28 protein-coding genes are annotated in these 26587 nt (G+C 36.0%); 17 read left to right on the forward strand and 11 right to left on the reverse strand.

All coding sequences use genetic code 11. The features are described 5' to 3' along the window. Window positions 1-22 precede the first annotated feature (22 nt). The 8 genes from ACFPVY_RS15165 (at window position 23) to ACFPVY_RS15200 (ending at window position 7052) form a co-directional block, all read left to right on the forward strand. Entirely contained in the window at window positions 23-358 is a 336-nt protein-coding gene (locus ACFPVY_RS15165; RefSeq protein ID WP_379792972.1) for a hypothetical protein, read from the forward strand. Then, window positions 358-720 (forward strand): VOC family protein, encoded by a 363-nt coding sequence (locus ACFPVY_RS15170; protein WP_379792973.1) that lies wholly within the window; start codon window positions 358-360, stop codon window positions 718-720. Before ACFPVY_RS15165 ends, ACFPVY_RS15170 begins: the two co-directional genes overlap by 1 nt. Window positions 721-723: 3 nt before the next feature. Then, window positions 724-1647: an oxidoreductase gene (locus ACFPVY_RS15175; protein ID WP_379792974.1), complete on the forward strand. Its 924-nt coding sequence runs from the start codon at window positions 724-726 to the stop codon at window positions 1645-1647. A gap of 72 nt (window positions 1648-1719) precedes the next feature. Next, on the forward strand, window positions 1720-3480 hold the full coding sequence (locus ACFPVY_RS15180; RefSeq protein ID WP_379792975.1) for a UvrD-helicase domain-containing protein: 1761 nt from the start codon (window positions 1720-1722) through the stop codon (window positions 3478-3480). 158 nt (window positions 3481-3638) lie between these two features. Beyond that, window positions 3639-4130, forward strand: coding sequence for a hypothetical protein (locus ACFPVY_RS15185; protein WP_379792976.1), 492 nt, complete (start codon window positions 3639-3641; stop codon window positions 4128-4130). A 75-nt stretch (window positions 4131-4205) separates the two neighbouring features. Next, window positions 4206-4805, forward strand: a complete 600-nt coding sequence (locus tag ACFPVY_RS15190) for an N-acetylmuramoyl-L-alanine amidase family protein (RefSeq protein WP_379792977.1) — start codon at window positions 4206-4208, stop codon at window positions 4803-4805. 89 nt (window positions 4806-4894) lie between these two features. Continuing rightward, window positions 4895-5467 carry a hypothetical protein gene (locus ACFPVY_RS15195; protein WP_379792978.1) on the forward strand — a complete coding sequence of 191 codons (573 nt, stop codon included), beginning with the start codon at window positions 4895-4897 and terminating at the stop codon, window positions 5465-5467. A gap of 325 nt (window positions 5468-5792) precedes the next feature. Further along, window positions 5793-7052 carry a cation:proton antiporter gene (locus tag ACFPVY_RS15200; protein WP_379792979.1) on the forward strand — a complete coding sequence of 420 codons (1260 nt, stop codon included), beginning with the start codon at window positions 5793-5795 and terminating at the stop codon, window positions 7050-7052. A 65-nt stretch (window positions 7053-7117) separates the two neighbouring features. Here the strand turns inward: ACFPVY_RS15200 and ACFPVY_RS15205 are convergent, their stop codons facing one another. From ACFPVY_RS15205 to ACFPVY_RS15225, 5 genes are all read right to left on the reverse strand, one after another. Further along, entirely contained in the window at window positions 7118-8530 is a 1413-nt protein-coding gene (locus ACFPVY_RS15205) for an FAD-binding oxidoreductase (RefSeq protein ID WP_379792981.1), read from the reverse strand. A 177-nt stretch (window positions 8531-8707) separates the two neighbouring features. Beyond that, window positions 8708-9142, reverse strand: coding sequence for a DoxX family protein (locus ACFPVY_RS15210; RefSeq protein WP_379792982.1), 435 nt, complete (start codon window positions 9140-9142; stop codon window positions 8708-8710). Window positions 9143-9216: 74 nt separating this feature from the next. Next, window positions 9217-10428 (reverse strand): MFS transporter, encoded by a 1212-nt coding sequence (locus ACFPVY_RS15215; RefSeq protein WP_379792983.1) that lies wholly within the window; start codon window positions 10426-10428, stop codon window positions 9217-9219. A 79-nt stretch (window positions 10429-10507) separates the two neighbouring features. Beyond that, a complete protein-coding gene (locus ACFPVY_RS15220) occupies window positions 10508-11419 on the reverse strand; it encodes an AEC family transporter (RefSeq protein WP_379792984.1) in 912 nt (303 codons plus the stop codon). A gap of 87 nt (window positions 11420-11506) precedes the next feature. Next, complete coding sequence (locus tag ACFPVY_RS15225; protein ID WP_379792985.1) at window positions 11507-12712, reverse strand: multidrug effflux MFS transporter; 1206 nt, start codon at window positions 12710-12712, stop codon at window positions 11507-11509. 137 nt (window positions 12713-12849) lie between these two features. On the opposite strand from ACFPVY_RS15225, the gene ACFPVY_RS15230 reads away from it, so the two are divergent. The 3 genes from ACFPVY_RS15230 (at window position 12850) to meaB (ending at window position 15223) form a co-directional block, all read left to right on the forward strand. Continuing rightward, a complete protein-coding gene (locus tag ACFPVY_RS15230) occupies window positions 12850-13257 on the forward strand; it encodes an RrF2 family transcriptional regulator (protein ID WP_379792986.1) in 408 nt (135 codons plus the stop codon). A gap of 54 nt (window positions 13258-13311) precedes the next feature. Then, window positions 13312-13956 (forward strand): NAD(P)-dependent oxidoreductase, encoded by a 645-nt coding sequence (locus ACFPVY_RS15235; RefSeq protein WP_379792987.1) that lies wholly within the window; start codon window positions 13312-13314, stop codon window positions 13954-13956. Between the two features lie 181 nt (window positions 13957-14137). Beyond that, entirely contained in the window at window positions 14138-15223 is a 1086-nt protein-coding gene (meaB, locus tag ACFPVY_RS15240; protein ID WP_379792988.1) for a methylmalonyl Co-A mutase-associated GTPase MeaB, read from the forward strand. Window positions 15224-15274: 51 nt separating this feature from the next. Here the strand turns inward: meaB and ACFPVY_RS15245 are convergent, their stop codons facing one another. The 3 genes from ACFPVY_RS15245 to ACFPVY_RS15255 all read right to left on the reverse strand — a co-directional run bounded on the left by ACFPVY_RS15245 (window position 15275) and on the right by ACFPVY_RS15255 (window position 17372). Beyond that, on the reverse strand, window positions 15275-15634 hold the full coding sequence (locus ACFPVY_RS15245) for a four helix bundle protein (protein WP_379792989.1): 360 nt from the start codon (window positions 15632-15634) through the stop codon (window positions 15275-15277). Between the two features lie 75 nt (window positions 15635-15709). Next, entirely contained in the window at window positions 15710-15937 is a 228-nt protein-coding gene (locus ACFPVY_RS15250) for a hypothetical protein (RefSeq protein ID WP_379792990.1), read from the reverse strand. Between the two features lie 28 nt (window positions 15938-15965). Continuing rightward, the gene (locus ACFPVY_RS15255; protein WP_379793085.1) at window positions 15966-17372 is read right to left on the reverse strand and encodes an MATE family efflux transporter; all 1407 of its coding nucleotides are present in this window, start codon (window positions 17370-17372) and stop codon (window positions 15966-15968) included. Window positions 17373-17597: 225 nt separating this feature from the next. Between ACFPVY_RS15255 and ACFPVY_RS15260 the strand changes: the two genes are divergently transcribed. Then, on the forward strand, window positions 17598-18137 hold the full coding sequence (locus ACFPVY_RS15260; RefSeq protein ID WP_379792991.1) for a hypothetical protein: 540 nt from the start codon (window positions 17598-17600) through the stop codon (window positions 18135-18137). A 48-nt stretch (window positions 18138-18185) separates the two neighbouring features. Here ACFPVY_RS15260 and ACFPVY_RS15265 read toward each other — a convergent pair whose 3' ends face one another. Continuing rightward, window positions 18186-19067 carry a PPK2 family polyphosphate kinase gene (locus ACFPVY_RS15265; protein WP_379792992.1) on the reverse strand — a complete coding sequence of 294 codons (882 nt, stop codon included), beginning with the start codon at window positions 19065-19067 and terminating at the stop codon, window positions 18186-18188. A gap of 228 nt (window positions 19068-19295) precedes the next feature. Between ACFPVY_RS15265 and ACFPVY_RS15270 the strand changes: the two genes are divergently transcribed. Then, a complete protein-coding gene (locus ACFPVY_RS15270; RefSeq protein ID WP_379792993.1) occupies window positions 19296-20141 on the forward strand; it encodes a DUF6929 family protein in 846 nt (281 codons plus the stop codon). Between the two features lie 135 nt (window positions 20142-20276). Here the strand turns inward: ACFPVY_RS15270 and recQ are convergent, their stop codons facing one another. Continuing rightward, complete coding sequence (gene recQ / locus ACFPVY_RS15275; RefSeq protein WP_379792994.1) at window positions 20277-22472, reverse strand: DNA helicase RecQ; 2196 nt, start codon at window positions 22470-22472, stop codon at window positions 20277-20279. Between the two features lie 87 nt (window positions 22473-22559). On the opposite strand from recQ, the gene ACFPVY_RS15280 reads away from it, so the two are divergent. The 4 genes from ACFPVY_RS15280 to lptB all read left to right on the forward strand — a co-directional run bounded on the left by ACFPVY_RS15280 (window position 22560) and on the right by lptB (window position 25522). Continuing rightward, complete coding sequence (locus ACFPVY_RS15280) at window positions 22560-23525, forward strand: KpsF/GutQ family sugar-phosphate isomerase (protein WP_379792995.1); 966 nt, start codon at window positions 22560-22562, stop codon at window positions 23523-23525. Between the two features lies 1 nt (window position 23526). Continuing rightward, the gene (gene tatC, locus ACFPVY_RS15285; RefSeq protein ID WP_379792996.1) at window positions 23527-24351 is read left to right on the forward strand and encodes a twin-arginine translocase subunit TatC; all 825 of its coding nucleotides are present in this window, start codon (window positions 23527-23529) and stop codon (window positions 24349-24351) included. Continuing rightward, window positions 24335-24694: a carboxymuconolactone decarboxylase family protein gene (locus tag ACFPVY_RS15290; protein WP_379792997.1), complete on the forward strand. Its 360-nt coding sequence runs from the start codon at window positions 24335-24337 to the stop codon at window positions 24692-24694. Before tatC ends, ACFPVY_RS15290 begins: the two co-directional genes overlap by 17 nt. Before the next feature lie 87 nt (window positions 24695-24781). Next, the gene (gene lptB, locus ACFPVY_RS15295; RefSeq protein ID WP_379792998.1) at window positions 24782-25522 is read left to right on the forward strand and encodes an LPS export ABC transporter ATP-binding protein; all 741 of its coding nucleotides are present in this window, start codon (window positions 24782-24784) and stop codon (window positions 25520-25522) included. A 129-nt stretch (window positions 25523-25651) separates the two neighbouring features. On the opposite strand, the gene ACFPVY_RS15300 is transcribed toward lptB, so the two are convergent. Continuing rightward, window positions 25652-26509, reverse strand: a complete 858-nt coding sequence (locus tag ACFPVY_RS15300) for a glycoside hydrolase family 25 protein (RefSeq protein ID WP_379792999.1) — start codon at window positions 26507-26509, stop codon at window positions 25652-25654. Window positions 26510-26587 lie beyond the last annotated feature (78 nt).

The following is a 26587-nucleotide window of genomic DNA, read 5'->3' on the forward strand; positions in this document are numbered from 1 at the left end:
TGAAGTCCAAAAATGGAATTACATGAACGAAGCCTGTTTGCAACAGTTTAATCTTAAATCTAAAGATACCGTTAATGTAACTAAAATAGCTTCGAAAAAAATAAGTCTATATGGCAATAAAAAAGTCAAAGAAGTGATAGGTCGGGATTTAAGTGTTGTGAATAAAACCATTTATATCAACCCTACTTATAAATTTAGCGCCGATCAGTACATTAGTAGCATAACACAAAGAAGAGGCCCATCATTTACACAATACATTATTGAAATGGATGAAGCAGGTAAAATTAGCGATTGGTGTGAATATGTGTACGAGAGTTCTTATTCCAACAATTTAAAGTCATATATAAAATCAAATTAATGAAACCAAAATCAATTCGTGCATTTATCGGAGCAAAAAACTACGAAATATCTAGAAATTTTTACAAAGATTTAGGGTTCGAGGAAGTCGTGTTGTTTCACAATATGTCCCTTTTCAAAAAACAGGAATTTGCCTTTTATTTGCAAGACGCTTACGTAAAAGATTGGATTGACAATACGATGCTTTTCTTGGAAGTTGAAAATGTAAAAGAATGTTATGACGAGCTTTTAGAACTAAATCTTCCAGCAAAATATGAAGGCGCAAGATTATCGCCAATTCAGCACAACGATTGGGGAAGCGAATGTTTTGTGCACGACCCGAGTGGAATTTTATGGCATTTTGGAGAATTTTCAACGAAATAGATTATGAAAAAAATTGCTTCTGCCCTATTCTTTCTTTTCTTTTTCGTCAGTTCAATTTGTGCCCAAGATTTAAAGATTTTCGATATTTCAAATAGAAATGAAAAAGTAGTTTTTGTATCACTTTCTGATATTTATCCGTCTAGCGAAAAACCAGATTTACCAGTAATTCCTGAAGATAAAAAAAATTTTGAACACATTTTATTAGATTCTAAATTCAGAAAACAGTTTTTATCAGTTACCAAAATCTCTGAAACTGATAACGTATTTTTATACGATTATGCGAAAAACAAACTTGCTTCGTTTACTGTAAAAAACCTAAATGCGGTTGCCAATTTAAGTATTTACGAAACCGGAAGCGAACCGCCACATTCGCATTATGATTATCAAATTGGTTTTGAAATAGACAAAAAGTTTCTGAAGGAATTCGGGGATTTTTCTAATCAGATTTTAGTGTATGTCGGAAAAGAAAACCCGTTTGCTCAAGAACAAATGACTCCTATTTCTTGGAAAAAAATCGATTCGAAGGAATTTCCATTTAGAAAAATAAATGACGAAAACGGAACATTTCAAGAGAAGTACGAACTGGGAAATACATACCGTTCCGACTACGGCAATTTTCAATACCTTCTTCAAGATTATTCCCGTAATAAAATGGTTTTTGCCAGAAGATTATTTGTAATAAATTCAAAAACAAAAGCCATTGTTTACGGAGAAATTTTTAGCGAAGGCGAAAGCGATTCTCTCACTCCATTAAATTTTGTAAACAAAGAAGAAGGAAATACCATAAACCAATGGACCGGAAAATTATTCAAGAACAAAGAACCTGTGATTTTTGGATTTGAATATCACTCTTTTGGTTGCGATTACATCACGGTTTTAAGCAAAAAACCGACCCAAGTTGATATTTATTGTGACAACAGACATTAAAAAAACATAATCCTCGAACAACCAAATTCGGGGATTTTTTTTAGCTATTTTTGCCCTCCTAAAAAGCCCAAAATGAACCTAACCAAAGAGCAAAAAGCCATAATAAATTCTTCTGGAGACATCAAAATAAACGCCGTTGCAGGTTCTGGAAAAACGACTACGATTTTAGAATACGCGAAAGCAAGGCCAAAAAACAGCCGAATTCTCTATCTCGCTTTCAACAAATCAGTTAGATTGGAAGCTTCTGAGAAATTTTCGAAAAACAATTTGGATAATGTGACTGTCGAAACTGCGCATTCTTTGGCTTACAAACACGTGGTTTTCAACTATAATTATCGTGTTCGAAATCAAGATTATAAAACCAATGAAATCGTTGAGCTTTTAAAATTACAAGGAAATTCAGAGAAACATTTTGAGTTTGTAATTGCGAATCATATCTTAAAATTCGTAGCATATTTTTGCAATAGCGACAAAAGAAAAGTCCAAGAATTGAATTATTTAGATATTGTTTTTGACGAAAAAGCAAAAAAAGTCGCCAAGTCATTTTATGCCCAAATCGAAATGTACACACGTCTTTTCTTGGCAAAAATGGACAAAGGCGAAATCGAAATTACGCATGATTTTTACTTAAAAAAATTCCAATTAGAAAATCCGAAATTGGCTTTTGATTATATTTTGTTTGATGAAGCACAAGACGCTTCGCCAGCAATGTTGGCTATTTTCTTGAATCAAAACGCTACAAAAGTGATTGTTGGCGATACACATCAGCAGATTTATGGTTGGCGACACGCGGTAAATTCTTTGGAAAAAGCTAAATTCAAGACCTTTAATCTTTCCACAAGCTTTCGATTTAATCAAGATATTGCAGACTTGGCGATGGGCGTTTTGGATTATAAAATACATTTTGACAATCCGGAAACGATTACAATTTCCGGAAACGGAACTAATAAAGATTCAAAATCAAAGGCGATTATTGCAAGAACCAATTTGGGTTTACTCTTGAAAGCGATTGAATATGTTACCGAAAAGAAGAATATCAATGAGATTTATTTTGAAGGAAATATTCATTCTTACACGTATGCGGACGAAGGTGCGTCGTTATATGACGTGCTAAATCTCCAAAATAAAAATCGGGAAATGATTCGCGACAAGGTGATTCGGGAGATGAAAACGATGAAGGAATTGGAAACGTATATTGAAAGTACAGATGATTCGCAACTGGGAATGATGGTGGAAATCGTGAAAGAATATGGCAATAAAATCCCGGGAATTTTAAAATCTTTGAAGGAAAAACACGTTTCAAACGAGGACAAACACAAGGCGAGAATTATTTTTTCGACCGTTCATCGTTGCAAAGGAATGGAATATGACACGGTTCAAATCGTGAACGATTTTATGACCGAAGACCGCTTGATCAAGCTGAAACATTCGGGCGAAGATATAAATGTGGCGCGAATGAACGAGGAAATCAACTTACTTTATGTGGCCGTGACCAGAACAAAAAACAGCATTAGAATTCCGGAGAAATTGGTTCCTAAGAATTTTCCAGTTTCTGAGAATATTCACTTGATTAAAGAACTTCCTGAAAAGGCAGACCCAAAGAAATATTCATTCCCGAAACGAGAAAATTTAGAGAAAAAAGAAACTCCGAATTACGTCGAAAAATCGAGAGAAACCAATAAAGATGCGTATCGACCTTGGACAAGAGAGCTGGATGAAGAACTGACGGTTTTGTGGATGGAAGGCGTGAATCCGAAAGATTTGGCATTGCATTTTGGAAGAACAAAAGGCGCAATTAGTTCGAGAATGAAGAAATTGGAACTGTTTGATTGATATTTAGATAGTTTGCAGTTTGCAGTTTGCAGTTTGCAGTTTGCAGTTTGCAGTTTGCAGTTTGCAGTTTGCAGTTTGCAGTTTGCAGTTTGCAGTTTGCAGTTTGCAGTTTGCAGTTTGCAGTTAGAAATTATTAACTTTAGAGAAATTATAAAAAAATGGACAAAATAAAAGAACTTATAAAATTACTTCTAGCCGATTTTGAATTAGAAAACGAAGAAGAAATCTTTGCAAATCTAACTTTGGCACAAGAAAATCCGAAGGAATATCTGAAAGAAAATGACGCAGAATGGCTTGACGAATATGCTCCAGAAGATGCTTTGCAATTTGCAATTACCAATGAAATTTATGATTTTATAATTACTGGAGATAAAATTGACGAAATCCACGAACTGATTGTCGATGAATTTGAAGGCGATTTTCCGGAATATCCTTATGAATTGAAACTGAATACCCAGGAATATTTAGAATGGGTTTCAAAGCAAATTGATGAAAATTATCCTGAATTAGAATTGATTGAATTTGGAGACAGTTTTGGCGATTCCATACAATTAATGTTGGTTTTAAAAGAAGATGTGCCTCGAATTAAGGAATTGGCTTCAGAGTTTAATATTCGTTGTAATCGAACTGAAGAAATTTTGAAATTGTAAAAAATGTCTTTGTTTGAAAATATTTTCGTACATTAACCGTTCTAAGTCAATACTTAACCATTAAAACCCTCGATTATGAAACACGCATTTAGAATTTTAGGGATGGCGCTCTTAGTTGGCGCAATGTCATTTACAACTCCGGCAAATAAAAAATTGATTGTCATTGATGCTGGACATGGCGGACACGACGTTGGCGCGACACACGGTTTTCATAGCGAAAAAGAAATCACTTCAAAGATTGCAAAAAAAATAAAAAGCTTGAATACCAATGATAATGTTGAAATTATTTTGCTTCGAAATGACGACGAATTTAAATCATTAGCCGATAGAGTTGACGCAATTAACAACCTGAATGCTGATTTGGTTTTATCGCTTCACGTGAATAAAAACCCGAATGAAACAACAAGCGGCATTGAAGCTTTTGTAAGTGAAGAAAATGCAAAATATGAAGATTCTAAAGCCCACGCCGAAGAATTGGTTTCTATTTTATCAACCGAAAAAATCAAAAGCAGAGGCGTAAAAATGGCTCCATTTATGGTTTTGAAAAAATCAAATACAGCGGCGGTTACACTAGAATTAGGCTTTTTATCAAACACTTCTGACAGAGAATATTTGACAAGTAATTTGGGACAAAATGAAATTGCAAGCAAAATTTCAAGCTATTTAAGCAAATAATATTTTATAATAAATTCTTAAAAATCCTCCATTTGTTTCGGCAATCGGAGGATTTTTATTTACATTTATACCTACAAACAAAAATCATTATGAAAAAATTATTTTACACCGCTCTATTTGTTCTTGCATCTTACACCGGTTTTTCGCAAGATGCAGCGTCAATGAAAGCTGGTGCTCAAACATTAATTGACAAAACGGTTGCCAAAGATTATAACGCATTATTGGATATGACGTATCCAAAATTATTTACGCTTGCGCCCAGAGAAGCGGTTCTTGAAAGCTTAAAATCTACATTTGATGGAAATCAAGGTTTTAAAATTGTGATGTTGCCAGCGGCTCCCAATTTTGTTTTCGGCGAAATCAAGAAAATCGGAAATCAGTCTTTTGCGGTAATCAATCACGATAATGCTTTGCAAGTAATTTGGGATGAACCAATTCCGGCTGCGGAAGTTGAAAATTATGTTGGATTATTTAAAACAAATATGAAAACAGACGACGTGACTTATGATGCCGCTAAAAAAACAATGAATATTAAAGCAAAGGCTAAAATGGTGGCTGTTGCTGATGAAACAACCAAAAACAAATGGACTTATTTGACATATAGTGACCAAATGTTTGCTGTTCTTTTTGACGAAAACATCAAAAAACAACTGGGACTTTAATAGCAATTTTGATTTCAGAGGTATGATTTAAGACTAAATTTTTCGTCAAAATACTGGAATCAGATCAATTCATAAATCTAAAATCAAAACAAAATGGCAAAGAGTCAAGACGCAAAGAAAACCGTAAAAAAAGAACCTCTTAAAACTGCAAAGGAGAAAAAAGAGGAAAAACGCGAGAAGAAAAATACTCCAAAGAGAGACTAATTTTAATCCCTGAAGCAATTCGGGGATTTTTTTTGCCAAATTTTCCAAAAAAAATTAGGCCTCGCTTTTGTTTAGGCTTGTGTTTCTCTATTTTTGTAAAAAGCCAAAAAAAATAATACTTATGGAGTTATACTACTCGTTTTCTGTTCTTATCGTTCTAGCGTCATTTTTCGCATACATCAACTTTAGGTTCTTAAAACTTCCCCCAACTATCGGAATTATGATTATTGCGATGGTTTCTTCAATTTTACTTGTAATTTCTGGAAATATTTTCCCTAAAACATTTACCAATTTTTCAAAATTAATATCTGAATTTGATTTCACCGAAGTCTTGATGGGCGCAATGCTGAACTTCCTGCTTTTTGCCGGAGCGATTCACGTTAACCTAAAAGATCTAAGAGAGCAACGCGGGCCAATCATGGTTTTCTCGACGATTAGCGTAATTATTTCTACACTTGTTATTGGAATTATTCTCGATTTCGTCACGTCATATCTAACATTAGACGTTCCGTTTATTTACTGTTTATTGTTCGGAGCTTTAATTTCTCCAACCGATCCAATCGCAGTTTTAAGTATCTTGAAAAATGCGCACGTTCCAAAATCTTTGGAAACAAAAATTGCGGGAGAATCCCTTTTTAATGATGGTGTTGCCGTTGTGGTTTTTGCCGTAATTCTTCAATTGGCACAAGATCCAGCGAGCGATTTTTCTTTAGCGCACGTTTCTTGGCTTTTGGTTAAAGAAGCTTTGGGCGGATTTATTTTAGGAATTATTTTAGGAATCGGAGCTTCGAAAGCAATGCACCGAGTTGACGATTATAAAGTATCGGTTTTGATCACACTTTCTGTGGTGATGGGCGGTTATTTAATTGCTCAGGCGATGCACATTTCTGGTCCGTTGACGATGGTTGCAGCCGGATTGATTATCGGGAACTTTGGAAGAAAAAAGTCAGGAATGTCACCAATTACAAAGGATTATTTGGACAAATTTTGGGAATTAATCGATGAAATTTTAAATGCCATTCTTTTCCTTTTCATCGGATTTGAATTGCTTTTGATTCCGAATATTGTAAGTTTTTGGAAAATCGGATTGATTTGTATTGTAATTGTGCTTTTCGCCAGATTTATCTCCATCTGGATTCCGACGAAAATTATTCCTTTCAGAAAAAAATTCGAGAAATCTACGATCAAGATTTTGGTTTGGGGAGGACTGCGTGGCGGTGTTTCAATTGCTTTAGCATTATCAATTGCGGAAGGTCCGAACAAGCAGATTATTTTGGCAATAACTTATTTTGTTGTGGTGTTTTCTATAATCGTCCAAGGATTAACCATTGGAAAATTAGCGAATAGAATTCTTCCGAAGGCAAAATCTGCAACATTATAAAACATAGATTTCACAGATTTGCACAGAATAAATCCGTGTGAATCTGTGAAATCTTTCTTTAAAAATTATAAATTATCCGGTAAAACTTTACCAGGATTCATAATGTTTTTGGGATCAAAAACAGTTTTAATTCCTTTCATTACAAGCAATTGCGTTTGGCTAAAAGCGATATTCATATAGTTTTTTTGGACGTAGCCGATTCCGTGTTCGCCTGATAAAGTTCCTTTCAACGCAACAGTCAATTCAAAAATTTCGCGAATTCCTTTTGGGATTTCTGTATTCCAATCTTCGTCTGACATTTCGCCTTTAACGATGTTTACATGAAGATTTCCATCGCCAGCATGACCATAACAAACTGATTTAAAGCCATATTTCTTCCCGATTGATTTGATTCCTTCCAATAATTTCGGCAATTCATATCTTGGAACCACTGTATCTTCTTCCTTATAAATTGAATTCGATTTTACCGCCTCGCCTACTGCTCTTCTCAATTTCCAAAGTGCATTTTTTTGGTCTTCAGAATCGGCAAAAAGTATTTCGTCGATGTCAAATTGTTCCAAAACTTCAGTGATTTTCTCCGCTTCTGAAAACAAAACATCAGGATAATTTCCGTCCACTTCAATCAACAAATGCGCTTGCACTTCGTCTTTTATATTTAAGCTCACGCCATCCACAAAACGCAAAGTCCAGTCAATCGCATCGCGTTCCATAAATTCCAAAGCACTTGGCGTGATTCCGGCTTTAAAAATCTTCGCGACCGCTTCACAAGCTTGGCTCGAATTGAAAAAAGGAACCAGCATTAAAATATTATGAGAATTTTTTGGAAGCAATTTCATTACGATTTTAGTAATAATTCCGAGTGTTCCTTCGCTTCCCACCATCAATTGTGTCAGATTATATCCGGTAGAATTTTTCAAAGTATTTGCTCCTGTCCAGATAATTTCGCCATTGGGCAAAACAACTTCCAGATTTAAGACATAATCTTTTGTAACTCCATATTTTACGGCTCTTGCACCACCGGCATTTTCAGCTACGTTTCCTCCAATAAAACAGCTTCCGCGACTGCTTGGATCTGGCGGATAAAAGAGGCTTTTTTCAAGAACAGCTTCCTGCAAAGTTTGAGTAACAACGCCAGGTTCCACAATTACTTGAAGATTTTGTTCGTCAATGTGCAGAATTTTATTGAATCGATCCATCGAAAGACCAATGCCACCGTGAATTGACAAAGCACCACCGCTCAAACCAGTTCTTCCGCCGATTGGGGTCACCGGAATTTCATACTGAAAAGCCAATTTCATAATTTCAGAAATTTCCTCAACAGTTCTGGGTTTTAAAACTACGCTTGGCGGAAAAACATAATCTTCCGTTTCATCGTGTCCATAATTATTTCGGGTTTCTTGGTCTAAAAAAAGAAAAGATTGACCAACTATGTTTTGAAATTTTTGGATTATTTCTGGAGATAAAATATCAGTTTTCATAGTATGATTTAATGAGCTAACAATTTTCAAAAATACTATTAATTTATGAGTAAGATCCTATCATTTTTGATTTTATCCAAAAGAAAAATGCCACAGATGTAAGGATTAAAACGGACTTATGTTTTTGTAAAATCCGTGAAAATCTTAAATCTGTGGCAATAATTTTTTATTAGAAACTTAATAATTCGTAGCCTTCGTTTTTTTATAAATAAAATGGTCTATAGAATATTTTCCGCTTCCGGTAATCAATAAAAGCAGGTAAATCAACAAATAAAGTGAAGCCAATTCACGTTCTTGAAAACCTTGTGAACCGTGAACCACAAAGACTGCGATTACCATTGTGAAGATCAAAGGAACGACAACTAATCGTGTGGCAAAACCTATAAAAAGTAATCCTGAACAAACAACTTCGGCAAAAACAGCCAAGCCTAAGGAAGTCGAATGTCCCACACCAAGCGGATCTGGAAATTGACTTGTATCAGCGCCAGACATCAGCATCTGCCACTTTCCGATTCCGTGAACGAGCATGAAACAACTCACCGTCGCCCTAACTATAAACAGCATCATATTGGTCAAACCTTTGTTTTGCGCTGTACTAAAAATTCTAATCATGATTTCTGTGGTTTTTTGGTTAATCTAGAACCATAAAATTACTGAAATTAACAAGATTAAAAAGGCAATCGGTGTTAAATCTTCTTTTTCAAATTTGGAAGAAACAAAGCTATTATTCCGATTAAAGGCAAATAAGCGCAAATTTCATAAACTCTTTCAATACCAATATGATCGGCGGTATATCCTAATAAAGCGGAACCCAAACCGCCCATTCCGAAGGCAAATCCGTAGAAAAGTCCAGAAACCATTCCGAGTTTTTTTGGAAGTAATTCTTGCGCATAAACCAAAATCGCTGGAAAAGCAGAAGATATAATTAAACCGATGATTACGGATAAAACGCCTGTCCAAAATAAATCGACGTAAGGCAACATCAAGGCAAACGGTGCCGCGCCTAAAACTGAGAACCAGATGACATATTTTCTTCCGAATTTATCGCCCATTGGTCCGCCCATCAAAGTTCCGACCGCGCAGGAAGCTAAAAATAAAAACAGATGAAACTGCGCATCTTGAACTGAAAGATTGAATTTTTCAATCAAATAAAAAGTAAAATAACTCGACATGCTTGCCATATAAAAGAACTTTGAAAAGATCAAAACCAGCAAGATTACAACAGAAACAACAATCTTTGTCTGAGATAAATCTGGAAGAATTATTTCGACTTTTTTCTTGGAACGCAACGTCAAATGATTGTCATACCAAACCGCGATATGTCGTAAAACGAATAATGCAATTGTGGCAACAATCACAAAAACCAAAATGTATTTTTGAGAATTTGGAACCACCAAAAGCGCCACTAATAAAGGGCCGATTGCTGTTCCTGCATTTCCTCCTAATTGAAAAACCGATTGTGCCAAACCACGTTTTCCGCCAGAAGCCAAGAACGAAATTCGGGAAGCTTCGGGATGAAAAATCGAAGAACCAATTCCGACTAAAATTACCGAGATAATTATGATATAAAAATGATCGGCAAACGACAGCAAAATAATGCCGCAAAGCGTAAAAAGCATTCCGTAAATTTGAGAATAGGGCTGTGGTTTTTTATCAGTGTAAAGTCCGACGAAAGGCTGTAAAATCGAAGCCGCCATTTGATAAGCAAACGTAATCAGACCAATTTGTGTAAACGATAATTGATAACTATCCTTCAAAATTGGATATACCGACGGAATCACCGCCTGAAGCATATCGTTTAATAAATGCGCAAATGCAATCGAAAATAAAATTGGGTAAACCGTTTTTTGCGCGTTGTCAGTTGCAACAGCGTTATCAACGTTTAAAGTTTCTTTCATAGGATTTAAAATCTGGTGCAAAAGTACGCTTCAAAGGTTAAAATATGTCTTAAAAAAAGATAATTTGTAAGAAGGAAATCTACAGAATGTTCAAAATATAATACCAAAAAGCGAGCGTCACAAAAGAAATCGGGATGCCAAAACCAATCATCATACTGCTTAATTTTGGTTTCAAGCCATAACTTGAAGCTAAAATTGCCGCAGTAATCATTGGTGCCATCGCCGATTCTAAAATAGAAACATCCACTTCGATGCCGCTACCTTTTAGAATAAATTTATAAAGAATTACGAAAAACAAAGGCGTGATTACTAATTTGAATAACAAACCTAAAGTCAGAAAATTCCAGTGCTGGCTTCGCTTGTCAATCTTTAATTGTAATCCGACAGCTACTAAAGCGATTGGAGTAACCGTATTTCCTAAACGTTGAAAAACCAACTGCAAATCTTCCACAAAATCAAATTTTAAAACGTTCATCATTACCGCCAAGAAAAACGCGATAAATGGAGGGAATAGTAAAATTTTGGAAGCAATCGCTTTTGGATTCGGAGTTCCTTTGGAATAAATTGAAGCGACGATAATTCCTAAAGTCGCCATCACGACAAAGGTTCCTGGTTGGTCAACTATAATTGCGGTTTCCATGCCTTTTTTGCCATAAAGTGCTTCGATTACTGGAAAACCTACGAACGAAGTATTTCCCAAACCGCCTGTCAAAACCAAACATCCGATGAGTTTTTTAGACCAGCCAAAATATTTTCCTAGTACGTTAAAAAATAAAAAAGCTAATAAAAATCCAATCCAAGCAATTCCGAGTGGAAATAAAAGTTTGGTACTTATTTCAATTTTTGGAATATAAAATAAGGCTAATGCTGGCAACGAAATATATATAACAAATTGGTTTAAAACCTGATGTGAATTCGCGGGAAACGCCTTTACTCGTTGTAAAGCGATTCCTAAAATCATACATAGAAATAGTAAAATTATGCTATCCATAAATTGTTTTTTGCCACGAATTCACGAATTTCAAACGTCTGCTTTTTTTTGAAGTTAAAAATAAATTCGTGAATTCGTGGCTAATAATTAAGCGATTTCTGCTTTCCACTTTTTAATCTTAAAATTCAAAAGCAAGATAATCAAAAAGCAAATCGTTCCGCAGAAAAACATTCCAAAAACCATCGGAAAAGTCGTTCCGTTGTGCAAAAGGCTCACCAATGCAGAAATTCCTGCGCCAGTAATCATTTGGATAAATCCGATTAATGCCGAAGCGCTTCCGGCGTTGTAAGTAAATGGCGCCAAAGCCAAAGCCGTGCAATTTGGAACTAACAATCCGAGTGAGAATAAAAAAGTGAAAATCATTGCAATTAAAAGTCCTGGCGACAGTAAATTTAATCCGAATAAAACGAACATTAAAATTGAAATTCCAACCAAAATAATACTTGAGATTGTAATAACTTGTAACGAAGAAAATTTATTTAAAAGTACGCGATTCATTTGGCTTCCGATGATGAAACCCATTGCGTTGCCACCGAAAACCCAACCATATTGTTGTTCAGTAAAACCGTGGAATTTCATAAAAACAAACGGCGAACCGCTGATATAAGCGAACATTCCCGCCATGGCAATACTGCTTGCCAACGCGTAATATAAAAATGTTTTTTCTTTCAAAACATCGGCATAATCGTTCAAAACATCTTTTGCTTTCAAGGATTTGGCACGATTTGGATTCTTGCTTTCCGGCAGAAAAAAGAACACACAAATAATCAATATGAAACTAAAAGTGGTCAAGAAATAGAAAATTGTTCGCCAAGAAGAAACCGTCAAAACCCAGCCACCGATTGTTGGTGCTAAAATTGGTGCAACGCCCACAATCAGCATCAAGATCGAGAATATTTTTGCTATTTCTGAGACTGGAAATAAGTCGCGAACCACTGCTCTACTTACCACCATTCCCACGCAACCGCCTAAAGCCAAAACAACTCGCATGGCAATCAGCCAATTGATGTCTGGCGATAACGCGCAACCAATGGAAGCCAAAAGAAATAATGAAAGTCCGAAAATTAGAGGTTTTTTTCTTCCGAATTTGTCGGTAATTGGTCCGTAGAATAATTGGCCGATGCTGATTCCGATGAAGTAACTTGTTAGCGATAAAGCCACTTGAGAAATATCAGTATTCAATGATTTTGCAATCGAAGGAAATGCGGGAAGATACATGTCGATGCTGAATGGCGCCAAGGCAGACAAGCCTCCAAGTATAAAAAGTATGGAATATTTTTGTTTTGTGGTCATAAAATTGTAGGACTAATTTGTGGCGCAAAATTAAGGCTTGAATATTTGTTTGAAGTGGTTTAAATCTTAAATAATTCTTAATAAAAAACCTTCGATACAATTAAAACAACTACATTTGTAATATAATTTATTACAGTATGATTTCAGGTAAATTCGCCATAACACTTCACATTCTTACGTTGCTTTCAAAGTTTCCAGACGAATATTTGTCTTCAGACTTTATCGCGGGAAGCATGAATTTGCATCCGGTTTTGGTCCGAAAGGAGATTGCAAACCTGAAGAAAAATCATATTGTGGAAAGCAAAGAAGGAAAAAACGGCGGTACAAAATTGCTGAAACCAGCTTCCGAAATTAGTCTTGATCATATTTTTAAGATGACTTTTGAAACGGTTTCTTTAGGTTATTCAAAAAATGATCCGAATCCAGATTGTCCAGTTGGAAAACAAATCAATAAAAATTTGGATGAATTGTATGCCGATATCAATCAGAAAATCAGCGTGCAATTAAGCGGGATTTCCTTAACGGAATTCTCAGATAAATTCTAGCCTTTTTTTTATATTAAACTGTAACATTTTTTATTACTTATAAATTCAATACTTATGAAAATCGCACTTATCGGAGCCACTGGCTTCCTTGGCAAAAGCCTTACAAATGAATTATCAAACCGCAAACACGAGGTTACGGCAATTTCTAGAACCGCGCAAGAATCTGACAAAGACAACTTAAAATATGTTGCCACTGACGTTTACAATATAGAAGCTTTGTCTGCAATTTTAAAAGGTCACGATGCCGTTATCAGCGCATTTAATCCAGGTTGGACGAATCCAAATATTTCTGCTGACTTCTTAAAAGGGGCTAAAGCAATTCAGGAAGCGGTAAAACTTTCCGGCGTAAAAAGATTGATCACTATTGGCGGTGCCGGAAGTTTGTACATCGACGGAAAACAATTGGTTGACGGTCCAGATTTTCCTGCTGACATCAAACCGGGAGCAACTGCAGCACGTGAATATTTAGACATTATTAAAGAAGAAAAAGATTTAGATTGGGCATTTTTCAGTCCGGCGATCGAAATGCATCCGGGAATTACTACAGGAAGAACTGGGAAATATCGTTTAGGTACTGACAATCCTGTTTTTAATGAAGAAGGACGAAGCCTACTTTCTGGTGAAGATGTGGCTGTGGTTTTGGCTGACGAAATTGAAAATCCAAAGCATCATCAAGTTCGTTTTACGGCGGCTTATTAAGTTGCAACGTCTTAAAGTCAAAAGACGCTAATTGATTTCTCGCAAAGTCGCAAATTATTGTGACTCGCGAGATTTCTTATTTTATATCTTTTTTTTGCAATCCAGCGACTTTATGACTTTTGACTTTAAGACTTTCAAACTTACCTCCTTTTCCCTACTTTTACTTTTCAAAATATAAAAAGTGTCCAAACCAAATCTACATAAATCAGCGTTGCAAGAAAAAGACGGAATCCCACAGCCGGAAAGTATTGGTGTGGCATCTGTTGCGCAAATTATTCAATCTCGAAAGCGCCAACCTTCGGCAGAAGAATTGATTTCTGGAATTTTAAAAGGTGATAAAACGGCTCTTTCTCGAGCAATTACTTTGGTGGAAAGCACGAATCCAAAGCATTTGGAAAAAGCAAATCAAGTCATTCAAGCGTGTTTGCCTTATGCCAATAATTCTGTAAGATTAGGAATTACGGGAGTTCCCGGCGTTGGAAAAAGTACTTTTATTGAAGCTTTTGGAAAGTATCTGACTTCTAACGGAAAGAAGGTCGCGGTTTTGGCGGTTGATCCCAGCAGTACGATTTCCAACGGAAGCATTCTTGGCGATAAAACCCGAATGGAAGAATTGGTCAAAGATGAAAACGCTTACATCAGACCTTCGGCTTCTGGCGAAACTTTGGGCGGTGTTGCCCGAAAAACTCGCGAAACCATTATTTTATGCGAAGCTTGTGGTTTTGATATGATTGTCATTGAAACTGTTGGCGTTGGCCAAAGTGAAACTGCCGTTCACAGTATGGTTGATTTCTTTTTACTCCTGAAAATTTCTGGCGCGGGCGATGAGTTACAAGGAATTAAACGTGGTATTATGGAAATGGCGGATGCTATCGTGATCAACAAAGCCGACGGCGATAACATCAAAAAGGCGAATTTAGCCAAGACAGAATTCAATCGTGCTTTACATCTATTTCCTGCGAAAAGTTCTGGCTGGCAACCCAAAGTGATTACGGCAAGCGCCATAACTCACGACGGAATTTCAAATGTTTTGGAAATGATTTCAGAGTATTTAAATCTTACGAAAGAAAATAATTATTTCAACGAAAGACGTCAAGCCCAAAACCAACATTGGCTTTTGGAAACCATAAATGAACAATTGAAAACCAATTTTTTCAATCATCCGGAGATTAAAAATTTATTGGAGGAAAATAAAAAAGCGGTGCAAAACAACGAAATTTCACCGTTTGCTGCCGCTTCAGTTTTGCTTGAGAAGTATTTTAGATAACAGATTTCAGTCGGCAGATTTCAGGAATTTGATTACCTTAAAAATTTCAGACTAAAGAAACTTGTTTGGATTTCTCATCATATAGTTTAACAATTTCCCAACCTCCAAACTTTTTTCAGTTAAACTGTTGAATACTTCCAAATCTAAATAACCACAAGAATAAGCATATTCTAACCAGACTTGGGTTTCAGAATTTTCAGCATCACTATCAGTAAGTTTTGAAATAAAGTGCTTTTCATAAATTCTTTTTCTTGTAGCTTCTGCAATATTTGCCGAAACACTTCTCGAAGATCTTCGCGCTTGATCAGTAAGTGAATATTTTTCTTCCGAAGGAAAACTTTTAGATACTTCAAAAATTGCCATTGCAACTTCAAAAGATTTTTTATAAGCTAATAAATCTTGGAATCTCATAATTAATCTGTTTGGTTTATATAATTTCTAAAGTCTAAATCGACTGTAATCTGAAAACTGCAATCTGAACATTGCCTACTCCTCGTATCTTCCCACTTCTCTATCATAAAAGTCATTTGCTTCTATGATTAACGTTTCCATAACTTCGTTAAGTTCGCCTTCGTCAAGATCTTCAGCCTCTTCTAAAAACTCCACTTCATCGTCTTTTAAATTGATTATGAATCGAGGATAATCCATGTGGATGATAAAAATATCTTCTGGAAAATCAGTGTTGTCTCCTAATAAAAATTTTGGTAATTCCATTTTTGAGTTATGAATTATGAGTTATGAATTATGAGTCGCTGTTGGCAATCTCCTTATTTGTTTCTGAACTAATGATCAATTTTTTGGTCAAATAATTAAAGCGAATATACAAAAATACTGCGGCAACTGTCAAACCAGCCAAAAGTCCGATCCAGATTCCTGTGGCTTTTAGTTCGGTAAATTTTCCTAAATAATAGGAAATTGGAAAACCTACAACCCAATACGCCGCAAAAGTAATATACATCGGAATTTTTACATCTTGCAAACCTCGCAACGCACCTAAAACTACGACTTGAATTCCGTCAGAAATTTGAAAAACGGCTGCAACTAACAGCAATTTTGCTGCAATGGCAATTACTTCTTCGTTGTCTAAAACCAACATCGTGTTTTCCATATTTAAGAAAAAATGTGGTAAAAATTGGTGAAAAGCGATGAAGAAAATAGCAAAAACTGTTTCTAAAATTATGGCTAGCAAGAAAATTGATCTTGCCACAACGACTAATTTCTTGAAATCAGATAACCCTTTTTGGTTACTCACACGAATCATTGCTGCAACGCTCAATCCCATCGCAAACATGAATGTAGCCGAAGCCAAACTCAACGCAATTTGGTTCGCCGCCTGACTTGTTTTCCCTAGAGAACCTGAAAGCCAAATCGCTGCTGTGAACAAGGCTACTTCAAAAAACATCTGCATGGCCGACGGAAGTCCGAGATTTATGATTTTATTCAGCATTGATTTCTTGATATCTTGAAAACTAAAATTCTGAAAATATGCTTTTAACTTGCTATTTTTAGATAAAATTACGTGCATAAAAATCAGCATCATAAATCTTGAAATCACGGTTCCTAAAGCGGCTCCGATAATTCCCATTTTTGGAAAAATCCAAATTCCGTAAATCAATAAATAATTTAAAATTATGTGAACGACGTTTGCCATAATGATTGCGTACATCGAATATTTTGTCATTGAAAGTCCGTCAGCGAACTGTTTGTAACCTTGATAAACCACCATTGGAATTAGCGAAAAAGCCACCCAGTCAATATAAGGTCTTGCCAAGACGATTACTTCTTCGCGCTGGCCCATATAATTCATTAATGGTTTTGCCAAAACAATTACGCCAAAAAGTGAAATTCCGAGAATCGTACACAAAAATAATCCGTGGTGAAAAGTGGCACGAATATCATCGGTATTTTTTGAAGCATCGGCTTGTGCTACAATTGGTGTGATTGCCGTTGAAAATCCAATTCCGAGAGAAATAGCGATAAAAATAAAACTGTTTCCAAGCGAAACCGCCGCCAATTCTGCCGCGCCAAGTTTCCCGACCATTATATTATCTACAATTCCAATTAAAGTATGTCCGAGCATCCCTAATATAATAGGATAAGCCAATTTTAAATTATAAGAGAATTCTCTTGTGTATTGCTGTAAGTTCACGATGTGTAGAAAATTTGGGGCAAAGATACTATCACTGTAGATGTTTTCCACACTTTTCAATATAATTAAATAATTTCTGTTAAAATAGCGAATATTATTAAAATACTGATTCCTAATAGCTTCATCGGCAATTAATCTTTTAACAATACTTTAAAATTTAACATTTGGAACGGTGGCGTTATTATTGGTAATTTTAATCTAACTAACAATTTAATATCCTCAACTATGAAAAGATTAAAATCAATTGCAGCGACAACTGCACTATGTATTGCTACGCTAACGACGACAAGTGCTGTTGCTCAGGACGGAACAGCTTTGCCGGCACAAGTGACTGAAAATTATGATCAAGGGTTCCGATTAGGGTTTGGAATCAATGGCGGTTATATTTTTAATGAAGATGCGGCTGATTTTGCACTCGGAGCAGATGCAAGGCTACAATACGACTTAAACAAGAGGTATTCTATCACCTTAACAACCGGTTTTACCAACGTTTTCGTGGACGGAGACGACAACGACCTAGGTTTTATTCCTGCAAAAGCTGGGTTTAAGGCGTTTGTTTGGGAAGACCGCTTTTACGTATTGGGAGAACTTGGTGCCGCGTTTGCAGTTACAAATGATTATGACCAGACAAGTTTGCTGTTAGCGCCAGGAATTGGATATGCTAATAAATATTTCGATGCTAGTTTAAGATATGAGCATTATAATGACTTTGGTGATGGTTTCGGCCAGTTAGCATTACGTCTTGCTTATGGTTTCAAACTTTAAAGATTCAAATAGTTAAAACACAAAAGCCTTGGAATCCCAAGGCTTTTTTTATTTCTCATTTTCTAATTCTGTGCGATAAAACGACAAATTTTCCTGCACTTTATCATCCAATTCAGGAAATTTTATGTCTTTGTATTTTAAAAGCACATCATAAATAGTCTGCAAAACAATATATCTCGCTAATTCTTTATCATCAGCTGGAACCACAAACCACGGCGCTTTTTTCTTTGAAGTCGCCTCAATTGCCTCGCCATAATAATTAAGATAATCTTCCCACAGTTTTCTTTCTTTCAAATCTCCCGGAGAAAATTTCCAATTGTGTTTTGGTTTTTCCAACCTTCTCAAAAGTCTTTGTCGCTGTTCTTCCTTGCTTAAATTCAAGAAAAATTTCAAGACAATGGTTCCGTTTTGAGCGATGTGATTTTCAAAATTTACAATCTGTTCATATCTTTTTTCCCAAAAATGCTTCGGAATAGCTTCAACACTTTCAATTCCGGGAAGATTTTCATTCAAAATATATTCTGGATGCACGCGCGTAACCAAAACATTTTCATAATGCGTTCGATTAAAAACCGCAAACTTCCCTTTTTCTGGCAATGCAATATAATGTCGCCACAAATAATCGTGTTCTAGTTCGGTTGAATTCGGCGTTTTAAAACTATGTACAACAACACCGCGCGCATTAAAATCCTTGAAAACCTCTCGAATCAAGCTGTCTTTCCCAGAAGTATCCATTCCTTGCAAGCAAATCAAAACGCTATATTTATTGTGCGCATACATTTTGTCTTGCAATTCGCTCAACGCCTTTCTGGTTTGCTTAAACTGCTTTTTCAGCTCATCCTCTGCGAAATTGTTTTCAATTTTAGTCGGAAAATCTGCGAGCTTTCTGCTTCCGTCAAATTTAAAATCTTTAGTATTTATCGTGCTCATAAGTTTATTTTTACATAAATGTATATATTTATATCAGAAATCACGTTCTATAATTTATATTTCTTTTTTAAGAAGCCAATCCCACTTTCCGCTTCAATCTTTTTTAAAAACCACTTTTTTCGCTAAAAGAAAAAAGAGCTTCCGCTGGTCGCTTTTTTTCTTCTGCAAAAAATAGTGCTTTTTTAAAAAAGGATTTCCGCTACAATCGGGGCTATCAAAACCATTATTATGAAAAAATTCAGTTTAGAAATATTATTTCAAATCATCGGAATCGGTTCCGCATCCGGATTAGTTTTTAAAGACAATTCGCTTTTTATCGTTTCAGACAATGCTTCCGTTTTATACGAATACAACATCGAAAGCAAAAATCTTGAAAGACATAATCTTTTAGAAAACACTTCTGAAACTCCGACAGAAAATATTCCAAAGAAAATAAAACCAGATTTTGAAGCCATAACTTCTTTTGGTGAAGATTGTTACATTTTCGGCTCAGGTTCCACAGAAAATCGCAAGAAAATGGTTCATTTTGACAGCAACCAAAAACAAAAAATCGCTGAAACTGACGTGAGCGCTTTATATGAAGTCATGCAAAGTTTTGGCGAAATAAAACCCGAAGATTTCAACATTGAAGGCGCAGTTTACACCGGAGAAGAATGGTTTCTCTTCAATCGTGGCAACGGAAAATCCTCAAAAAACGGAATTTTCACCATTGGTGGAAAAAATTTATCAGAAGAATTTTCGGTTTTATACAATTCTTATAAATTACCAAAAATCAAAAAAGTGCAAAGTTCATTTACTGACGCAGTTCGAGTGGATAACAAGATTTATTTCTTGGCAACTGTTGAAGACACAAAATCGACATACGATGATGGTGCTGTTCTCGGCACGTTCATTGGAAGATTGGACATCAAAAAAATGAAGATTGATTTCACCCAGAAAATTTCAGATTCCCATAAATTTGAAGGGCTGACAGTTTACAAAGAATCTTCAAAAGAAATTGAATTCTTGCTTTGCGAAGACAAAGACAATGATGATTTGAAGTCAGATATTTTTAGATTGGTTCTGGAGAAGTAGTGGTTAAGTTGGCAGTGTTCAGTGTTCAGCTGGCAGTTAACCAAAAAAAAAAACAGACAATAGTGTGCAAATAATTTCTTATCTTTAACACTATTGTCTGAAATCTAATCCCGAAGCCTCGGGAGAAATCTAAAATTAATTCGCTACTTCGCTGATAAATTTAATTCGCATTAATCGAAGTTCTTCAATATCATAATCGCCATCAAATTCTTTCAGGGCATTTTTGATGCTGTCTGATTCTGATTCCATGAAATATTCGGTAATTTCTTCTTGCTGGTCTTCGTCTAAGATATCGTCAACCCAATATTTGATATTTAATTTGGTTCCGGAATAGACGATTTGCTCCATTTCTTTCAGCAAAGCGTCCATATCAAGGCCTTTTGCTTTTGCAATATCGTTTAGCGACAATTTTCTATCTACGTTTTGGATAATGTATAATTTCAACGCAGAGTTGGTTCCTGTTGATTTTACAACCAAATCATCCGGACGCGTGATATCGTTATCCTCCACATATCTCGCGATTAATTCGACAAAATCTTTGCCATATTTCTTTGCTTTTCCTTCCCCCACACCGTGAATACTTCCCATTTCGGTAATAGAAATCGGATATTTCAACGCCATATCTTCCAAAGAAGGATCTTGAAAAACTACAAATGGCGGTACTTCTAATTTCTTTGCGACTTTTTTACGAAGTTCGCGCAACATTCCCATCAAAGCTTCGTCAGCCGTCGCCGTTGATTTTGATGCTGTAACAATAGCAGAATCAGCACTTTCATTATATTCGTGGTCTTCAGACATCATAAACGACTGTGGATTTTTGATAAAATCGGCACCTTTTGGAGTCAATTTTAAAATTCCGTAGGTTTCAATATCTTTTGATAGATAACCATCGACCAAAACCTGGCGAATCAAGGCCATCCAATATCTTTCTTCAAAATCAGAACCCGTCCCAAAAAACTTTTGGGCATCGGTTTTATGCGCTTTTATTGTTGCATTTACCTTTCCGATTAAGGTAAAAATAATCTCTTTTGATTTGTATAAATGCTTGGTATCGCGAACCACTTCCAGCAATTTAACCACTTGGTCTTTGGCTTCCACCTTGCTTTTTGGATTGCGAACATTGTCGTCCATATCTGCACCATCGCCGGTTTCGCTGTCAAATTCTTCCCCGAAATAATGAAGCAGGAATTTTCTACGCGACATAGATGTTTCGGCGTAAGCCACAACTTCTTGCAACAACGCAAAACCAATTTCTTGCTCTGCAACCGGTTTCCCAGACATAAATTTCTCCAGCTTTTCTACATCTTTATACGAATAGTAAGCCAAACAATAGCCTTCACCGCCGTCACGTCCTGCCCTGCCCGTTTCTTGGTAATAGCTTTCCAATGATTTTGGAATATCATGGTGAATCACAAAACGAACGTCCGGTTTGTCGATTCCCATACCAAAAGCGATGGTTGCCACCACCACGTCAACATCTTCCATCAAAAACATATCTTGATGTCTGGCGCGCGTTTTGGCATCCAACCCCGCGTGATATGGAACAGCACTGATTCCATTTACTTGCAGAACGTTTGCGATTTCCTCCACTTTTTTACGGCTAAGGCAATAAATAATTCCTGATTTTCCTTTATGTTGTTTGATGAAACGAATAATATCCGATTCAATATTTTTTGTTTTTGTACGTACTTCGTAAAATAAATTCGGGCGGTTAAATGACGCTTTGAACGTATTGGCATTGACCATATCCAAGTTTTTCAAGATGTCTTCTTGAACTTTTGGCGTGGCCGTTGCCGTCAAACCAATCACCGGAATATCTCCTAATTGCTTGATTATCGAACGAAGATTTCTATATTCTGGCCTAAAATCGTGGCCCCATTCTGAAATACAATGCGCTTCGTCAATGGCCACAAATGACAACGGAACGCTCTTTAAAAAAGAAGTATATTCTTCTTTCGTAAGCGATTCTGGCGCCACATAAAGTAATTTTGTGATGCCCGAAACGATGTCTTTCTTGACTTGGGCGATTTCAGTTTTGGTAAGCGATGAATTTAAAACGTGGGCGATTCCATTTTCTGAGGAAAGGCTTCGGATAGCATCGACTTGGTTTTTCATTAACGCAATTAGGGGGGAAACTACGATTGCGGTTCCTTCCTGAGTTAAGGCAGGAAGTTGGTAACAGAGGGATTTTCCGCCACCGGTTGGCATAATAACAAAGGTGTTATTGCCTGTAATGATACTCTTCACAACTTGTTCTTGCAACCCCTTAAATTGGCTGAAGCCAAAATATTTTTTTAATTCGTGGTGGATGTCAATTTCGTTTGAATTCATTCTTTTTTATATGGTATTTTACATAAATTTGCATTATATAAAGATACAATTTTCTTTCATAACCACAAATTTTATAAAAAATCTGTTTTGATAAATAAAGAAACTATTTTGGCTTCGGCTAAAAAAACAATATTGTCTGAAAGTGAAGCAATTGCAAATCTCTCGAATCTTCTAACGGACGATTTTGCAAAAGCGGTTGAAATCATTTTCCAGTCAAAGGGAAGATTGATCGTTACCGGAATCGGTAAAAGCGCGATCATTGCTCAGAAAATTGTTGCCACACTTAACTCAACCGGAACTCCATCAATGTTTTTACACGCATCTGAAGCCATCCACGGCGACCTGGGAATGGTGCAAGAAAACGACGTTGTGATTTGTATTTCAAAAAGCGGAAACAGTCCTGAAATTAAAGTTTTGGTTCCGTTATTAAAGCGTTTTGGAAATATTTTGATCGGAATTACTGGAAACCTAACTTCTTTCCTTGGAAAAGAATCCGACTATGTTTTAAATGCGTATGTTGAAACAGAATGCGACCCAATTAATTTGGCGCCCACAAATAGCACGACCGCACAGCTGGTTTTAGGCGATGCTTTGGCGGTTGCGTTGATGGAATTGCGTGAATTTAAAGCAGAAGATTTTGCAAAATACCATCCAGGTGGTGCTTTGGGTAAAAAATTATTGCTTCGCGTAAAAGATATGTTGGATACGACGCACAAACCTGTTGTTTCTCCAGATTCTAGCATTAAAAACGTAATTGTGGAAATTTCAGAAAAACGTTTGGGCGTAACTGCAGTTGTTGAAAACGAAAAAGTCATCGGAATTATTACCGACGGAGATATTCGTAGAATGCTGAACGACAGAGATTCTTTCGCTGATTTGACCGCAAAAGACATCATGACAAAAAACCCAAAAGTCATCAAATCAAGTGATATGGTGGTAGACGCGTTGAATATTTTAGAAGATTTTTCGATAACACAATTAGTAGTTGTCGATGAAAATAAGTATCTTGGTGTAATTCACCTTCACGATATTTTAAAAGAAGGAATAGTTTAATATGGCAAAGAAAAACACCAATGAAATGTCGTTTTTAGACCATCTCGAAGATTTGAGATGGCTTTTAATTCGATGCACTTTAGCAATTATAATCGGGGCAGTTGTTGCCTTTTTCTTCACAGATTTTATTTTTGACCATATTATTTTTGGTCCGAAAGACCCAAATTTTATCACTTACCATTGGTTTTGCGAAGCCAGCAAATTTTTTGGAGCTGATGGCGAAGGTTTCTGTAATTTAACGATGAATTTTACGGTACAAAGCCGTGTGATGTCTGGTCAATTTAACGCGCATATTTGGACGGCGATTACAGCTGGATTCATTATTGCTTTTCCTGTTATTCTTTGGGAACTTTGGAAATTTATTAGTCCGGCGTTATATGACAAGGAAAAGAAAGGAGCAAAATTGTTTATTTTCATCTCTTCGATTTTATTTTTCTTGGGAGTTTTATTTGGATATTTTATCATCACGCCACTTTCCATCAACTTTTTAGCTGGTTATCAAATAAGTACACAAATTCACAATGACATCGACTTAGATTCTTACATTTCTTTAATCAGAAGTACGACACTTTCTTGTGGATTGGTTTTTGAGCTTCCCGTGGCGATGTTTTTCCTTTCTAAATTAGGATTGGTAACGCCTACTTTCTTAAGAACTTATAGAAAATATGCTATTGTAATCATTTTGATTATCGCAGCAATCGTAACTCCTCCAGATGTTGTGAGCCAAATCACGGTCAGCATCCCATTATTAATTTTATATGAATGCAGTATTTTTATTTCAGGCTGGGTTCTAAAAACAAAACAAAGAAATGAGCAACTTAGTTAAAGAATTCAACGATTATCGTCAAGTAATGAACGATAAATTGTTGAACGACAACAATAAAATTATCAAAAGAATCTTCAATCTTGACACAAACGCTTATATGGAAGGCGCTCTTGATGTAAAGACAAAAGAACTTTTAGGCCTTGTGGCATCAGCGGTTTTGCGTTGCGACGATTGCATAAAATACCACTTGGAAACAAGCTACAAACAAGGAATCAACAAAGAAGAAATGATGGAAGCGATGGGAATTGCTACATTGGTTGGCGGTACAATCGTCATTCCGCATTTGCGAAGAGCCTATGAATTTTGGGAAGCTTTAGAAGAAAATGGAGCCGAAACTAAATAATTGTTAACACGCCAATTTGTTTAACAGTTTATTCGTTTATTTGCAGTCGATTGAACGATTAAACTAACAAACGATTAAACAGAAAAAATGATTTTAAGAGCTGATAATTTAATCAAAACCTATAAAGGCAGAAGCGTTGTAAAAGGCATTTCTGTGGAAGTAAATCAAGGAGAAATCGTTGGACTTTTAGGACCAAATGGTGCCGGAAAAACGACTTCTTTTTATATGATTGTGGGTCTTGTAAAACCAAATAGCGGTAAAATTTATTTGGATAATACCGAAATTACGGATTATCCGATGTATAAAAGAGCGCAAATTGGGATTGGATATTTGGCTCAAGAAGCTTCTGTTTTCAGGAAATTGAGCATTGAAGACAACATTTTAAGCGTGCTACAATTGACCAATCTGTCAAAAGCCGAACAGGAAGCAAAAATGGAGAGTCTGATTGACGAATTTAGTTTGGGACACATTCGTACCAACCGTGGCGATTTACTTTCTGGTGGAGAACGTCGTCGTACTGAGATTGCGAGAGCACTGGCAACTGACCCAAAATTTATCCTATTAGACGAACCATTTGCCGGAGTTGACCCCGTGGCCGTGGAAGATATCCAACGAATTGTGGCACAGTTGAAAAATAAAAATATCGGGATTTTGATTACTGACCACAACGTTCAGGAAACTTTGGCGATTACTGACAAAACGTATTTAATGTTTGAAGGCGGTATCTTAAAAGCTGGAGTTCCAGAAGAATTAGTGGAAGACGAAATGGTGCGAAGAGTATATCTGGGACAGAATTTTGAGCTTCGTAAGAAGAAATTGGATTTCTAGATAATTTTTGATTTAAGATTTAAGATTTTTGACAAAACTTCATAAATAATAAAAACCCTGAGAGTTTACGCAACTTTCAGGGTTTTTTATTTATAATTCACTTGAACCTTTCTCTCCAAAACCTTAAACCTAATTTATCACAAAATAACCCAATTGCTTCGGCGTTCCATTGTAAATATTAACATCGACAAAACCTTTGATTCCGGGAACGGTGGCTTTTTCTGTGAATTGCCAGAATGTCCAATCGTCTTTAATGTTTTCTACGAAGAAGTTATAATTGGCAATCCAAAACGTGTATTCGCTGAACTCCTCTTCAAGGAAATCGCTGTAATAACTCTCTCCCGAATAAATTATCGGTTTTACATTATAATGTTCTTCCACCCTTTTTAACCATCTTCTCAAACCAACTTTAAGACTGTCTAACGATTGTTCTTTTGGAAGCTTTTCAATGTCTAAAACCGGTGGCAAATCACCTTTCTGAAGCTTCACGTTTTTGATAAAATTATTGGCCTGCTCAATAGAATTTTCGTTCGGACGATAGTAATGATAAGCGCCACGGATGAACTTGTTCTTTTTTGAATCGCGCCAATTTTCCTTGAATTTTGTGTCAATTTTATTTTTCCCGGCGGTGGCCCGAATGAAAACAAATTTTAAAGGAAAAGTTTCCTCGATAGAATTTGCTTTTTTCCAGTCAATTTTTCCTTGGTATTCTGAAACATCGAAGCCATAAACTTGGTCATTATGTTTTCGTAACACCTGATAAATTCGAATGTCTGCCAATCTTTTATCTTCTTCTTCTCGCAGAATTTTGTCGGTTTTAAAACTGAAATAATACGCCAAACCGTTTCTGTAATGATAACCTAACCCAAGAAGAATCAGGAGAAAAAGCGCTACCAAACTGTATGACAAAACTTTTCCTGAAAAGAACGATTTCTTCTTTTTAGGTTTTCGTTTTGGTGCCGGTTTTCTTGGAAGCGGTTTTTTCATTGCGTAAAAATAATTGTTTTTGAGAATATCCGTAAGGTTTATTGACAATCTTGGTCCCTAACTTTACAAAAAAGCGGA

Origin of the sequence: Flavobacterium qiangtangense (genome assembly GCF_042658345.1) — a bacterium.
GTDB classification, from domain to species: Bacteria; Bacteroidota; Bacteroidia; order Flavobacteriales; family Flavobacteriaceae; genus Flavobacterium; species Flavobacterium qiangtangense.